Raw genomic sequence first — 14,192 nt, 5'->3', positions numbered from 1 at the left:
CACACACTGTTCTCAGTCGAACCTGCTCGAACAGACTTGAGGAGCCAGCTGCTTTGCAGGCTGCCGTCACCGTCACCCCCGCCCGTATACCCGAGCTGCTGCTCGGTCTCGCGACCGTCCGTCCGGTCTTCCTCTGGGGCGCCCCCGGCATCGGAAAGTCCTCCCTGGTGAGGGAGTTCGCCGAATCCCTGGGGCTCGAGTGCGTGAGCCTGCTGGGCACGCAGCTCGCCCCCGAGGACCTCATCGGCGTGCCGCAGATCCGGGACGGGCGGTCCGTGTTCTGCCCGCCGGAGGCGATCGCCCGCGACGAGCCGTACTGTCTGTTCCTGGACGAGCTGAACGCGGCCACCCCGGATGTGCAGAAAGCGTTCTACTCGCTGATCCTGGACCGCCGTATCGGCAACTACGACCTGCCGGACGGCTCGATCGTCATCGGTGCCGGAAACCGGTCCACGGACAACGCCCTCGCCCGGCCCATCGCCTCCGCGCTGGTCAACCGTCTCGCCCACGTCCATCTGGAGGCCTCCGCCAAGGACTGGCTCGCCTGGGCCGCGGGCAACGGCATCCACCCCTGGATCCTGGACCACCTCACCGACCGCCCCGACCATCTGTGGTCCAAGCCGCCCAAGACCGAGGAGCCCTTCTCCACGCCCCGCTCCTGGCACATGCTCTCCGACGCCCTGCACTCCTTCGGCCACGGCCTCGACGAGGAGACGCTGAAGGTGATCGCGCACGGCACGCTGACGCCCGCCCACGCCACCGCGTTCTGCGGCTACGTCAAGATCGTCCGCAGTCAGTACGGCATCGAGGCGATCATCAAGGGCGACGCCCGCTGGCCGCACCGCATGGAGGACCGCGACCTGCTCTACTACCTCGCCGAGTCCTTCCGCGGCCGCCTCGTCAAGGAGCTGCCGGCCAGCAAGGAGCACCTCTCGGCGAACGGGCAGCAGATGGCGTACCGCGCCAAGTCGCTGCTCGTGCAGCTCGCGGAGATCTCGGTGGAGGTCGCGCAGAGCGTCATCGCCCCCGACACCGACGGCAACCCGCTGCTGCCCGCCTGGTTCCTGGTCGAGTCGGCCCGCGACATGCCCCGGCTGGTGGAGGCGCGGCAGTGAGCCGCACCCGCGGTGCCCAGCGGCCCAAGAAGGACCTGGCGGCCGAGGCGTTCGCGGAGGGCATGCGACTGGTGCGGGCCAACCGGGCCCTGGCGGCCGTCGGATTCAGTACCTGCCGCCAGGAGGACTGCCCCGAGTCACCGGCCTCGGGCCTCGTCCGCGTCGACTCCGACGGCGTGCTGCACGTCCACCCCACCCGGCGCGCAGAGCCCGTCGAGTGGGCCTGGGCGGTCGCCCACGGCATCATCCACCTCGGCTTCGGCCACGTCCCGGCGAAGGAGGGCCGGCGCACCCAGCCCGACCGGTACGACCTCGCCGCCCGCTGCACCGTCGTCAACCGCTTCCTGCTCGGTTTCCCCGTCGGCCGCACCCCCGACGACCTGCCGCCCTCCTACCCCGACGGCGACGAGGAGCAGCTCGCCGCCCGCTGGCGCCGCGACGGCATCCCGGCCCCGTACGAGCACTGCGGTACGGCCGGCGGCGACCCGGACCAGCTCCTGGTGCCCTGGGACACCTGGATGGGCGGCGCGCCGAAGAACTGGCAGCTGGAGTTCGCGCACGCCCTCACCCGCACCGTGGCCACCGCCATGGACGTGGCCGGCGGCCGCCGCAACTCGATGCGCGGCGGACCCACCCGGCTCCAGCCCTGGGAGCGGGCCCTGAGCTGGTTCGTCTCCTCCTACCCGCTGCTCGGTGGGATCGCGGCCGGCATCACCCTGGTGGCCGACGCCGAACTCGCCCGCGCCCACGGCATCTCCGTCGCCGCCGTCGACGCGCAGGCGGCCGAGATATACGTCAATCCCCTGCGCGAACTCGACGACGAGGAATGGCGCTTCGTCCTCGCCCACGAGATGCTGCACGCCGCCCTGCGCCACGGCGACCGCTGCGGCCCCCGCGACCCCTATCTGTTCAACGTCGCCTGCGACTACGTCGTCAACGGCTGGCTGAACGAGATGCAGGTCGGCCTCATGCCCGACGGACTGCTCCACGACCCCGACCTCAAGGGCCTGGCCGCCGAAGAGGTCTACGACCGCATCGCCGTCGACCTGCGCCGGATACGCCGGCTGTCGACCCTGCGCGGCAAGGGCGTCGGCGACATCCTCGGCGGACCGCTCGGCAGCCCGCGCGACTACGTCGACCTCGACGAGTTCTACCGCCGTGGCCTGTGCCAGGGCCTCGATCTGCACCAGGGACAGGAGCGCGGACACCTGCCCGGCGGGCTGATCGAGGAGATCCGCGCGCTGAGCCATCCACCGCTGCCGTGGGACGCGCAACTGGCCCGCTGGTTCGACGAGTTCGTACCCCGTCCGGAGCCGGTGCGGTCGTACGCCCGTCCCTCGCGCCGCCAGTCCTCCACCCCCGACATCCCGCGCGCGGGCCGGTACTTCCCGCCCGAGGAGATCGCCCGCTGCACCTTCGGCGTCGTCCTCGACACCTCCGGCTCCATGGACCGCACCCTGCTCGGCAAGGCGCTGGGCGCGATCGCCTCGTACGCCGAGGCCCGTGACGTACCGGCCGCGCGCGTCGTCTTCTGCGACGCGGCGCCGCACGACGCCGGTTTCGTACCGGTCACCGAGATCGCCGGACGGGTGCGGGTGCACGGCCGCGGCGGTACGGTCCTCCAGCCGGGCATCGACCTGCTGCACCGGGCGGACGACTTCCCGCCGGGCGCTCCCGTCCTGGTGATCACGGACGGCTGGTGCGACACGCTCCGGGTGCGGCGCGAGCACGCGTATCTGATTCCCGAAGGCGCCCGACTGCCGTTCACCGCGCGAGGACCGGTGTTCCGCGTGCAGTAAGCCGGAATGTGATCGGATGGGGGCCAGGGAACCCCGCACAGGGACCACACGTGAAAGGAAGAACAGTGGCAACCACGCGCTCCGCACACACCGTCTGGGAAGGCAACCTGCTCGAGGGCAATGGGGTCGTCACCTTCGACTCCTCCGGTGCCATCGACGAGCAGCCGGTCACGTGGGCATCGCGCGCCCAGGACGCGAACGGCAAGACCAGCCCCGAGGAGCTGATCGCCGCCGCCCACTCCAGCTGCTTCTCCATGGCCTTCTCCAACATGCTCGCCAAGGCCGGTACCCCGCCCACCAAGCTCGTCACCTCGGCCGACGTCAACTTCCAGCCGGGTGAGGGCATCACCGGCATCCACCTCACCGTCGAGGGCACGGTCCCGGGCATCGACAACGACACGTTCGTCGCCACCGCGGAGGAGGCCAAGGTCGGCTGCCCCGTCAGCCAGGCACTCACCGGCACGACCATCACGCTGTCGGCGAAGCTCGCCTGAGGCGTCCGCCTCGTCCCGACGTCGCGCAGGCCCGCCCCGAGCCGGGGGCGGGCCTGCGCGACGCTCGGTTCACGGCCCCGGACCGGGGTATGTAGATGACGCTGAGATGTCGGAAGGACTTCGATGTTGCCGGGAACGTCCAGCAATGGAACGGCGCTTGACTCCGCCACTCGGGAACTGACCCGCATCATCCTGTTATTCAGCCTCGCCGGACGGGTGCGGCCGGACAGCGCCGATCTGGGCGGTCTCGTCGACCGCCTCGACTTCGGCCGTTTCACCCCGCATCTGACGACCAGCGAGGCGGTGCTGCCCGTACCCGTGCTGGCCGACACCGTGGCGCCCGGCGACCTGGGGCTGCCGCACGGGGACCACGGCCTGTCCCTCGCGTCCGTGGGGATCCTGGTCGTCGCCACCCCGCGCGGCGACGCGACACTCGTCGTGGACTGCGGCTTCCAGGGCGAGACGGACGCCGGGGCGGTCGCCGCCTGGCTCGCCGCCACCTGCTTCGACCGCGCACGGCTCACGCTCCGTTCACGGCCCCTGCTGGAGGTGCTGAGCGAACGGCTCGACCTGCCCGAGCCGCTGGACTTCGGACAGAACGTGCACCAACTCGTCTTCCCCGGCGGCCGGTTGCTCCGGGAGCTGCTGGACGCCGAGCCCGGGCGGGACCTGCTGCTCAACGAGATCATCTACCGCGCCAAGCTGCCCCGGCACCCCGGAGCCCCCCTCGACGTCAGCGTCCCGCCCAACCTCAGGAACCACGGCGTGACGCTGTCCGCGCACGGCCGCGGCGTCTCCGTGCAGGCGGGCTGGGCCCCGCACGTGGAGAACGGCCTGACCCTGGTCGCCGTCGGCATGATCTCCGCCCTGGCCGTCCTCCAGCGCACCCGGCTCGCCGCCTTCGACATGATGCGGCGCAACGAACAGGCGCTCACGGACTCGCCGTCCGAGGTGCGCACGCTCATCTCCCGGCTGTCGACGGGCGTGAACGAACTGCAACTGGACCTGGCCTTCGGCGTGGAGGCCTACGTCGACAGCCTGCTGATCCCGGAGATGCTGATGGAGGGCTTCCAGTCCTCGCTGCGGGACACCCTCGGCATCCGCGACAGCCTCGACAACTCCGCGCGCATGGTCGAGCGCCTCACCTCCGTGATCAACGCCCGTTCCGCCGCCCTGGACGCCGCGCTCGCGGAGCGTGACGAACACCGAGACCGCACCGTCTCCGCCCTGGTCGCAGTGGCCACGCTGATCGCCCTGCCGCCCACCCTGCTGCTGGCCTTCTTCGGCGTGAACGCGACGAACGTGGACGACCACCACTCCATCCTCGACCTACGGGAGTACGGACTGGCGTACGCGCTGGCCTGGATTCCCTTCGTCGTCCTGGCCGTGATCGGATACATCCTGCTCAGGCGGGTCAGCGGACGCTCCGGCTCGCTGCTCGACCCGTCCGACGACGGATCGGTTACGGTGCCCGCACCGCGTTCCTCATCCGGGAGTTGACTGTCCATGTCGCGACGACCCGCCGTATCGGCACACAAGGGAGGGTCCGAGCTGGCCGCCGCCGCCACCTGGGAGGCCTATGAGGACGCGATCGCCTCGGGTGCCGAGTACGTCGAGTTCGACATCCGGCGTACGGCGGACGGCGTCTTCGTCGTCTACCACGACCCCCGGGTCGACCACACCGGCCCGCTGCTCTCCCGGATCACCCACGCCGAGCTGAGCGAGCGCGCCGGATACGCCGTGCCGGTCGTGGACGACGTCATGGCCCTGATCGCCGGGAAGCTGATCGGGCACCTCGACCTGAAGGAGGTGGGCGAGGAGCGTGAGGTGATCGACCGGGCGGTCGCCCTGCTCGGCGAGGACGGATTCGTGGCCACGACGCTGGAGGACCGTTCCGTCGCCGCCATCTCACAGGCGTTCCCCGGCGTGCGCACGGCCCTGTCCCTGGGCCGCAACCGCAAGGAGCTCGGGTGGGCCCGGCTGCCGATGACCCGGCTGGGCGAGCTGTTCCCGATGCGCCGGGTGCGCGCCTGCGGCGCGAGGGGGGTGGCCGTGCACCAGCGGCTCGCCCGCGCCAACGTACTGCGCGAGGCCGCCCGCAACGGCCTCTTCACCATGGTGTGGACGGTCAACGACGACGACCTCCTTCAGACCTTCCTCGGCGACCCCCGCGTCGACGTGCTGATCACCGACCGACCCCGGCGCGCGGTTGCGCTCCGCGGGGAGCCGCGGGAGCCTGAGCGCACGCTCAGCTAGCCGGCGCCGAGGCTGCCGCCCCCACCCGCTGGGTACCCGTCCCATTGACAAGAGCGCACTCAAGTTTTGTGCTGGAGTGCGGGAGCGGCCCTGGCGGAAGGGGACAGCGATGGCACGTGCGGTCGGAATCGATCTCGGGACCACGAACTCGGTGGTGGCCGTCCTGGAGGGCGGCGAACCCACTGTCGTCGCCAATGCGGAGGGCGCGCGGACCACACCGTCGGTGGTGGCCTTCGCGAAGAACGGCGAGGTGCTCGTCGGTGAGGTGGCCAAACGGCAGGCCGTGACGAACGTGGAGCGCACCGCCCGCTCGGTGAAGCGGCACATGGGCGACGGGGACTGGCGCTTCCCTGACCAGGGCGACATCGACGGCACCCGCTACCGGGCGCAGGAGCTGTCCGCACGCGTCCTTCAGAAACTGAAGCGGGACGCCGAGTCCTACCTCGGCGAGGACGTCACCGACGCGGTGATCACCGTACCGGCGTACTTCGACGACGCCCAGCGGCAGGCCACCAAGGAAGCCGGGGAGATCGCGGGCCTGAAGGTGCTGCGGATCATCAACGAGCCGACGGCCGCCGCCCTCGCCTACGGCCTCGACCGGGGCGAGGAGCAGACCGTGCTCGTCTTCGACCTCGGCGGCGGCACCTTCGACGTGTCGCTGCTGGAGATCGGCGACGGCGTCATCGAGGTCAAGGCCACCAACGGCGACACGCACCTCGGCGGTGACGACTGGGACCAGCGGATCGTCGAGTACCTGATCAAGAAGTTCAAGGGGCAGAACGGCATCGACCTCGGCAACGACAAGATGGCCGTGCAGCGGCTGCGCGAGGGCGCCGAGAAGGCCAAGATCGAGCTGTCGTCGTCCTCCGAGACCACGATCAACCTGCCCTACATCACCGCCTCCGCCGAGGGCCCCCTCCACCTCGACGAGAAGCTCACCCGCGCCCAGTTCCAGGAGCTGACCGCCGACCTCCTCGACCGCTGCAAGACCCCCTTCCACCAGGCGGTCAAGGACGCCGGCATCAAGCTCTCCGCGGTCGACCATGTGATCCTCGTCGGCGGCTCCACCCGGATGCCCGCGGTGACCGAGCTGGTCAAGGAGCTCACCGGCAAGGACCCGCACAAGGGCGTCAACCCGGACGAGGTCGTGGCGGTCGGCGCCGTCCTCCAGGCAGGTGTCATCCGCGGCGACGTCAAGGACGTCCTGCTGCTCGACGTCACCCCGCTGTCCCTGGGCATCGAGACCAAGGGCGGCATCATGACCAAGCTCATCGAGCGCAACACCACGATCCCGACCCGGCGTTCGGAGATCTTCACCACCGCCACCGACAACCAGCCCTCGGTCGGCATCCAGGTCTACCAGGGCGAACGCGAGATCGCCGCCTACAACAAGAAGCTCGGCGTCTTCGACCTCACCGGACTGCCGCCCGCCCCGCGCGGGGTCCCGCAGATCGAGGTCGCGTTCGACATCGACGCCAACGGCATCATGCACGTCTCCGCCAAGGACCTCGCCACCGGCCGCGAACAGAAGATGACCGTCACCGGCGGCTCGGCCCTCCCCAAGGACGACATCGACCGGATGATGCGGGAGGCCGAGCAGTACGCGGAGGAGGACCGGGGGCGCCGGGAGGCCGCCGAGACCCGCAACCAGGCCGAGCAACTCGTCTACCAGACCGAGAAGTTCATCCGGGAGAACGAGGACAAGGTCCCCTCCGAGACCAGGTCGGAGGTCGAGTCCGCGATCACCGAACTCAAGGAACTCCTGGAGCGCAACGCCGAGACCGGCGAACTGCGCACCGGCGTCGAGAAACTCGCCACCGTCAGCCAGAAGATGGGCCAGGCCATGTACGCCCAGGCCCAGGCCCAGCAGACACCGCCGGAGGGCACCGAGCAGCCCACCGGACCGCAGGACGAGGAAGGCGTGGTGGACGCGGAGATCGTCGACGACGACAAGGACCAGAAGGGCGGGGCGGCCTAGGCCTCGGAACCCGCCCCGTCAGGACCCCGCCCGCTCCCAGCCCCGTCGCTCCGGGCGTGGTCCCAGCTGGTTCAGATCACGGCTGCGGTAGACGATGTACGGCCGGAACAGGTACTGCACGGGCGCGCTGAACATATGCACCAGGCGGCTGTACGGCACGAACGCGATCAGGGCCATGCCGATCACCGCGTGGATCTGGTACAGCACGGGCACGCCCGCCATCCGTTCGGTGTCCGGCTGGAGGGTGAACAGGCTGCGGGCCCAAGGGGCGATGGACTCACGGTAGTTGTAGCCGTCGCCGGAGGCGTGGGTGAGCTTGGCGACCATGCCCAGCGCGATCGCGGCCAGCAGGACGACGTACATGACCTTGTCGTTGACCGTCGTCGCGCGGAAGACCGGCGCATGGGTGCGGCGGCGGTGGATCAGGAGCACGATCCCGGCGACCGTGAGGAGGCCGGCCGCGGTCCCGCCGTACAGGGAGAACAGGTGGTAGGTGTGCTCGCCGACGCCGATCGCGTCGGTCCACGACATCGGGATGAACAGGCCGACGACATGGCCGGCGAGGACGAACAGGATGCCGTAGTGGAAGGCCGGGGAGGCGATGTTCAGCAGCTTCGACTCGTAGATCTGCGAGGAGCGCGTGGTCCAGCCGAACTTGTCGTAGCGGTGGCGCCAGACGAGGCCGGCGACGAGGAGGACGACGGCGACGTACGGCAGGACGCCCCAGAGGAAGACGGTCATGAGCGTGCTCCGGTGCGGGCGGGCGGCAGGGTCGCGCACACGGCGTCCAGGACGCACGCGTACGGGGTGCCGAACTCGGTGAGCCGGGAACGGAGTTGTTCCAGGGCTCCGCGGTGCTCGGTGAGCAGGTCGGTGTTGCCGGTGCGGGACGCGAACTCCAGGACCGCGGGCAGGAAGTCCGGCAGCTCCTCGCCGGTGAACTCCAGGCCGTGGGCACGGTAGATGTCCTTGAAGCGGACCAGGGACATGCCCCTGCGCCGGGTGTCCCCGTCGCTCCACCAGCTCAGATACAGGCTGTGGCGGTTCTTGAAGTCGAAGACCTGGACATAGTGCGCGGCCAGGACCTGCGGATCGGTCAGCGCGGCGTGGTCGGTGAACTCCCGTAGCTGCGGGGCGGCTTCGCGCAGCAGCGGCAGCCGGGCGCGGAACTCGTCGTCGGGGTAGGTGAGACAGAGCGCCGCCGCCTGATAGAGCATCTCGAATCCGGGCATCAGACCTCTCCCTCCTTGTCCGAGGTCTGCCGATGGCGCAGCGCGTGGAAGTTCTCCACCGACACCAGCGGCAGATGGGTACGCCCCCCTGAGTCCTGGCCGAACGGCCCGTCGCCGCCCATGCCCGGCCCGCCGTCGACGTCGAGGCTGCACCCGTCCGGGAGCGCGGACTCCTCCAGCCGCCGGGCGTCCCCGACGGCGGCGGTCGGGATCACATACCGGTCCTCGTACTTGGCGATGGCCAGCAGCCGGTACATCTCCTCGATCTCGTCGGGTCGCATGCCGACGGCGGCGGGGACGACCGGATCGGGCATCTCGCCGAGGTTGATCGCCCGCATATGGGCACGCATCGCGGCGAGCTTCTCGAGCGACGCCCGGACCGGGGCGACATCGCCCGCCGTGAAGAGCTCCGCCAGGTACTCCAGCGGAATGCGCAGGGTGTCGATCGCCCCGAAGAGGTTCTGTGCGTTCTCGCCGTCGTGCCCGGTCTCCGTCAGCGCGTCGACCACCGGAGAGAGCGGCGGGATGTACCAGACCATCGGCATGGTGCGGTACTCCGGATGCAGCGGAAGCGCCACCCGGTACTTGCTGATGAGCGCGTGCACGGGGGAGCGGCGGGCCGCCTCCATCCAGTCGTACGGGATCCCCGCCTCGTCGCAGGCGCGCCGCACCCCCGGATCCTCGGGGTCGAGGAAGACGCCCAACTGGGCCTCGTACAGCTCCTGCTCGTCCCGCACCGAGGCCGCGGCCGTCACCTTGTCCGCGTCGTACAGCACCACCCCGAGATAGCGCAGCCGCCCCACGCACGTCTCCGAGCAGACCGTCGGCAGACCGACCTCGAGCCGCGGATAGCACATCGTGCACTTCTCGGCCTTGCCGGTGCGATGGTTGAAGTAGACCTTCTTGTACGGGCATCCCGTCACGCACATCCGCCAGCCCCGGCAGCGGTCCTGGTCGACCAGGACGATGCCGTCCTCCGCCCGCTTGTACATCGCGCCGGAGGGACAGGAGGCCACACAGGACGGGTTGAGGCAGTGCTCGCAGATGCGCGGCAGATAGAACATGAAGGTCTGCTCGAACTCGAACCTCACCTTGTCGGCGGCCTGTCTGCGGGTCCGCTCGACCATCGGGTCGAGGTCGCCGTGGGCCGGGGCGCCGGCGAGGTTGTCGTCCCAGTTCGACGACCACTCGATCTTCATCGGTTTGCCGTCGAGCTGCGAGACGGGCTGGGCCACCGGGTAGTCGTCGCCGAGCGGGGCGTCGGTGAGGTTCTTGTAGTCGTAGGTCCAGGGCTCGTAGTAGTCCTTGATCTCCGGGAGCCTGGGGTTGGAGAAGATGCCCGCGAGCTTCTTGAAGCGGCCCCCCGCCGTCAGCTTCAGCGCCCCGCGCCGGTTCAGTTGCCAGCCGCCCTGCCACTTCTCCTGGTCCTCGTAGCGGCGCGGATAGCCCTGCCCGGGCCGGGTCTCGACGTTGTTGAACCAGACGTACTCCATGCCCTGGCGGTTGGTCCACGCCTGTTTGCAGGTCACCGAGCAGGTGTGGCAGCCGATGCACTTGTCGAGGTTCATCACCATGGCGATCTGGGCCATCGGACGCATCAGTACTCGACCTCCTGGCTGCGGCGCCGGATCACCGTCACCTCGTCGCGCTGGTTGCCCGTGGGGCCCAGGTAGTTGAAGGCCCAGGAGAGCTGGGCGTAGCCGCCGACCAGGTGGGACGGCTTGAGGATCAGACGGGTGAGGGAGTTGTGGATGCCGCCGCGCCGGCCCGTCGTCTCCGTCTTCGGCACGCCCACCGTGCGCTCCTGCGCGTGATGCATGTAGACGGTGCCGTGCGGGATGCGGTGCGAGACGACGGCGCGGGCGACGACCACTCCGTTGCGGTTGACCGCCTCGATCCAGTCGTCGTCCTTGACGCCGATCGCGTCCGCGTCCTGCGGGGCCATCCAGATGTTCTGGCCGCCCCGGGAGAGCGCCAGCATGAACAGGTTGTCCTGGTACTCGGAGTGGATGGACCACTTGTTGTGCGGGGTGAGGTAACGGACCGTCACTTCCCGTTGGCCGTCCGGGCCGAGGCGGGGTTCGCCGAAGAGCCGGTTCATGTCCAGGGGTGGCCGGTACACCGGGAGCGCCTCGCCCAGCTCATGGATCCAGTCGTGGTCGAGGAAGAAGTGCTGGCGCCCGGTGAGGGTGTGCCAGGGCTTGAGATGCTCGGTGTTGAGCGTGAACGCCGTGTAGCGGCGCCCGCCGGACTCGCTGCCCGACCACTCCGGTGAGGTGATCACCGGCACCGGCGCGGCCTGTGTGTCCGCGTAGGTGACGCGCTTGCCCTCGTGCTCGGCGGCCAGGTGGGCCATCCGCTGCCCGGTGCGCGCCTCAAGGGTGCGGAAACCCTGGGTGGCGAGGCGCCCGTTGGTGGTGCCGGACAGGGCGAGGATCGTGTTCGCGGCCTTCACCGCCGTGTCGAGGGACGGACGGCCGTCGTACGCGGTGCCGTTCAACTGCCGAAGGTCTTCGACCTCCTGGTCGGGTTGCAGGGCGATTCCCTTGGCGGGCAGGCCGAGTTGCTCCACGAGTGGACCGAGGGCGGTGAACTTCTTGCCGATCGCCGTGTAGTCACGCTCCACGACGGTCAGGTTCGGCATGGTCCTGCCGGGCACGGGATCGCACTCGCCGCGCTTCCAGTCCCGGACCACCCCGCCCGGCTGGGCGATCTCGCCGGGTGTGTCGTGCTGGAGCGCCGACGCGACCAGGTCCTTGCGCACCCCGAGGTGGTCGACGGCCAGTCGGCTCAGCTTCTCGGCGAGCGCCTTGAAGGTGTCGAAGTCGGTGCGCGCCTGCCAGGGCGGGTCCACGGCCGGGGTGAAGGAGTGGACGTAGGGGTGCATGTCCGTGCTGGACAGGTCGTGTTTCTCGTACCAGGTCGCGGCGGGCAGTACGACGTCCGACAGCAGTGTCGACGACGTCTGCCGGAAGTCCAGCGACAGCAGCAGGTCGAGCTTGCCCTCCGGCGCCTCGTCCCGCCAGGTCACGTCCCGTGGACGCTCGTCCGGCTCGGCCTCCTGCGCCCTGAGCGAGGACTGCGTGCCCAGCAGATGCCTGGTGAAGTACTCGGCGCCCTTCGCCGACGAACCCAGCAGATTGGCCCGCCACAGCGTCAGTACGCGCGGCCAGTTCTCCGGCGCGTCCGGGTCCTCGCACGCGAACTTCAGGGTCCCGGCGCGGAGTTCGGCCACCACCCGCGACACCGGGTCGCCGAACGCCCCGCTCAGCTCCAGCGGATTGCGGTCGAAGGTCGGATACGACGGCATCCACCCCGAACGCGCCGACAGGGCAAGGCAGTCGGCGCCCGTCATCCCCGCGAACCGGCCCTCACCGAGCGGTGACGCGAGCACGTCGGCGGTGAACCGGTCGTAGCGCCACTGGTCGCTGTTGAGGAACCAGTACGCCGTGCCGATCATCTGGCGCGGCGGCCGCGACCAGTCGGAGGCGGCGGCGAGCGTCGCCCAGCCGGTCACCGGGCGGCACTTCTCCTGGCCCACATAGTGCGCCCAGCCGCCGCCGTTGCGCCCCTGGCAGCCGGTGAGCTGGAGCAGGGCGAGAAAGGCGCGATAGATCGTCTCGGAGTGGAACCAGTGGTTCGTCCCCGCGCCCATCAGGATCATGCAGCGGCCCTTCGACCGCTCGGCGGTCCGCGCGAACTCCCTGGCGATCTTCACGCACTTGGCCGCCGGGACCGAGGTGTGCACCTCCTGCCAGGCGGGCGTGCCGGGTGAGCCGGCGTCCTCGTAGGAGGCGGGCCAGCGGCCGGGCAGGCCGTGCCGGAAGACGCCGTACTGGGCGAGCAGGAGGTCGAAGACCGTGGTGACCAGGGGCCCGTCCACGCCGCCCAGCCGGGTCGCCGGAACGCCTCGGCACACGACGTCCCCCCGCCCCTGTCCGTGTTCGCCGCCCTCGGTGTCGAAGCGCGGGAGCAGCACCGCCACACCGCCGGCGGCCGCATGGCCGTACAGGCTCAACTGCGGTTCGATCGGCCCCAGTTCGAGATTCCAGCGACCCTTGCCTGAGTCGGTCCAGCGGAAGCCGAGCGAGCCGTTCGGGGCGACCGCCCGACCGCTCGCCGCGTCCAGCACGACCGTCTTCCACTCCGCGCCCTCGCTCTCCTGGCCCAGGTCCGAGGCGCGCAGGAACTTCCCGGGGACGTACGCTCCGTCCCGCTCGGACAGGGTCACCAGGAAGGGCAGATCGGTGAACTTCCGTACGTAGTCCGCGAAGAACGGAGTCTCCCGGTCGACGAAGAACTCCTTGAGGATCACATGGCCCATCCCCAGGGCGAGGGCGCCGTCCGTGCCCGGGTGCGGGTGCAGCCACTCGTCCGCGAACTTCGCGTTGTCCGCGTAGTCGGGGGCCACGACCACGACCTTCTGGCCGCGATAGCGGGCCTCCGCCATCCAGTGCGCGTCCGGTGTGCGGGTCACGGGGACGTTCGAGCCCCACATCATCAGATACGCGGCGTCCCACCAGTCGCCCGACTCCGGTACGTCCGTCTGGTCGCCGAAGACCTGCGGCGAGGCCACCGGAAGGTCCGCGTACCAGTCGTAGAACGACAGCATCGGGGCGCCGATCAGCGAATGGAAGCGGGCGCCCGCCGCGTGCGACACCATCGACATCGCGGGGATCGGGGAGAAGCCGGCGATGCGGTCCGGGCCGTACGTCTTGATGGTGTGGACATGCGCGGCGGCGACGATCTCGACCGCCTCGTCCCAGGTGGCGCGGACCAGGCCGCCCTTGCCGCGGGCCTGCTGGTAGCGGCGCCGGCGCTCGGGGTCGCCCTGGATGTCCGCCCAGGCCAGGACCGGGTCACCGAGACGGGCGAGCGCCTCGCGGTACATCTTCAGCAGGACGCCGCGGATGTACGGGTAGCGCACGCGCGTGGGGGAGTACGTGTACCAGGAGAAGGCGGCGCCGCGTGGGCAGCCTCGGGGTTCGTACTCGGGGCGGTCGGGGCCCACCGACGGGTAGTCCGTCGCTTGCGTCTCCCAGGTGATGATGCCGTCCTTGACGTACACCTTCCAGCGGCACGAGCCGGTGCAGTTCACGCCGTGGGTGGAGTTCACGACCTTGTCGTGGCTCCAGCGGTCCCGGTAGAAGGCGTCCGCCTCCCGGCCGCCGGTCAGAGCGATGCTGTGCAGGTCGGGGGAGGCGGTGCCGGGCCGGAAGAACCGCCCCGCGCGCAGCAGCGCCGCGCCAGGTTCGGTGGGCGGTACCTGGGTGTCCGTCACATACGCTCCCTTGCTTGCCCGTGGCTTCGAACCTAGG

10 protein-coding genes are annotated in these 14,192 nt (G+C 70.1%); 6 read left to right on the top strand and 4 right to left on the bottom strand.

The features are described from left to right. Positions 1 to 53 precede the first annotated feature (53 nt). From ACIHFB_RS17110 to dnaK, 6 genes are all read left to right on the top strand, one after another. Positions 54 to 1,115, top strand: a complete 1,062-nt coding sequence (locus ACIHFB_RS17110; protein WP_400127214.1) for an ATP-binding protein — start codon at positions 54 to 56, stop codon at positions 1,113 to 1,115. Continuing rightward, positions 1,112 to 2,914, top strand: coding sequence for a hypothetical protein (locus ACIHFB_RS17105; RefSeq protein ID WP_400127213.1), 1,803 nt, complete (start codon positions 1,112 to 1,114; stop codon positions 2,912 to 2,914). Before ACIHFB_RS17110 ends, ACIHFB_RS17105 begins: the two co-directional genes overlap by 4 nt. Before the next feature lie 65 nt (positions 2,915 to 2,979). Beyond that, on the top strand, positions 2,980 to 3,408 hold the full coding sequence (locus ACIHFB_RS17100) for an OsmC family protein (RefSeq protein WP_365273657.1): 429 nt from the start codon (positions 2,980 to 2,982) through the stop codon (positions 3,406 to 3,408). 123 nt (positions 3,409 to 3,531) lie between these two features. After that, positions 3,532 to 4,908: a hypothetical protein gene (locus ACIHFB_RS17095; protein WP_400127212.1), complete on the top strand. Its 1,377-nt coding sequence runs from the start codon at positions 3,532 to 3,534 to the stop codon at positions 4,906 to 4,908. Between the two features lie 6 nt (positions 4,909 to 4,914). Next, entirely contained in the window at positions 4,915 to 5,664 is a 750-nt protein-coding gene (locus ACIHFB_RS17090) for a glycerophosphodiester phosphodiesterase family protein (RefSeq protein WP_365273651.1), read from the top strand. 109 nt (positions 5,665 to 5,773) lie between these two features. Then, complete coding sequence (gene dnaK, locus ACIHFB_RS17085) at positions 5,774 to 7,642, top strand: molecular chaperone DnaK (protein WP_400127211.1); 1,869 nt, start codon at positions 5,774 to 5,776, stop codon at positions 7,640 to 7,642. 18 nt (positions 7,643 to 7,660) lie between these two features. Here the strand turns inward: dnaK and narI are convergent, their stop codons facing one another. The 4 genes from narI to ACIHFB_RS17065 are packed head-to-tail and all read right to left on the bottom strand — an operon-like array spanning position 7,661 to position 14,155. Continuing rightward, the gene (narI, locus tag ACIHFB_RS17080) at positions 7,661 to 8,383 is read right to left on the bottom strand and encodes a respiratory nitrate reductase subunit gamma (RefSeq protein WP_400127210.1); all 723 of its coding nucleotides are present in this window, start codon (positions 8,381 to 8,383) and stop codon (positions 7,661 to 7,663) included. Next, the gene (narJ, locus tag ACIHFB_RS17075) at positions 8,380 to 8,874 is read right to left on the bottom strand and encodes a nitrate reductase molybdenum cofactor assembly chaperone (protein WP_365273642.1); all 495 of its coding nucleotides are present in this window, start codon (positions 8,872 to 8,874) and stop codon (positions 8,380 to 8,382) included. Before narJ ends, narI begins: the two co-directional genes overlap by 4 nt. Continuing rightward, a complete protein-coding gene (gene narH, locus ACIHFB_RS17070; RefSeq protein WP_400127209.1) occupies positions 8,874 to 10,472 on the bottom strand; it encodes a nitrate reductase subunit beta in 1,599 nt (532 codons plus the stop codon). The genes narJ and narH overlap by 1 nt, the downstream gene beginning before the upstream one ends. Beyond that, positions 10,472 to 14,155 carry a nitrate reductase subunit alpha gene (locus tag ACIHFB_RS17065; RefSeq protein WP_400127208.1) on the bottom strand — a complete coding sequence of 1,228 codons (3,684 nt, stop codon included), beginning with the start codon at positions 14,153 to 14,155 and terminating at the stop codon, positions 10,472 to 10,474. The genes narH and ACIHFB_RS17065 overlap by 1 nt, the downstream gene beginning before the upstream one ends. Between the last annotated feature and the right edge of the window lie 37 nt (positions 14,156 to 14,192).

The sequence above is a fragment of the Streptomyces sp. NPDC051963 genome (genome assembly GCF_044593495.1).
In the GTDB taxonomy this organism is placed as follows: domain Bacteria; phylum Actinomycetota; class Actinomycetes; order Streptomycetales; family Streptomycetaceae; genus Streptomyces.
This window is presented reverse-complemented; position numbering and strand designations above follow the sequence as displayed.

Coding starts and splice junctions, on each gene's coding strand:
- dnaK (WP_400127211.1), top strand. CDS start 5,774: ATGGCACGTGCGGTCGGAATCGATCTCGGGACCACGAACTCGGTGGTG.
- ACIHFB_RS17095 (WP_400127212.1), top strand. CDS start 3,532: ATGTTGCCGGGAACGTCCAGCAATGGAACGGCGCTTGACTCCGCCACT.
- narJ (WP_365273642.1), bottom strand. CDS start 8,874: ATGCCCGGATTCGAGATGCTCTATCAGGCGGCGGCGCTCTGTCTCACC.
- ACIHFB_RS17090 (WP_365273651.1), top strand. CDS start 4,915: ATGTCGCGACGACCCGCCGTATCGGCACACAAGGGAGGGTCCGAGCTG.
- narI (WP_400127210.1), bottom strand. CDS start 8,383: ATGACCGTCTTCCTCTGGGGCGTCCTGCCGTACGTCGCCGTCGTCCTC.
- narH (WP_400127209.1), bottom strand. CDS start 10,472: ATGCGTCCGATGGCCCAGATCGCCATGGTGATGAACCTCGACAAGTGC.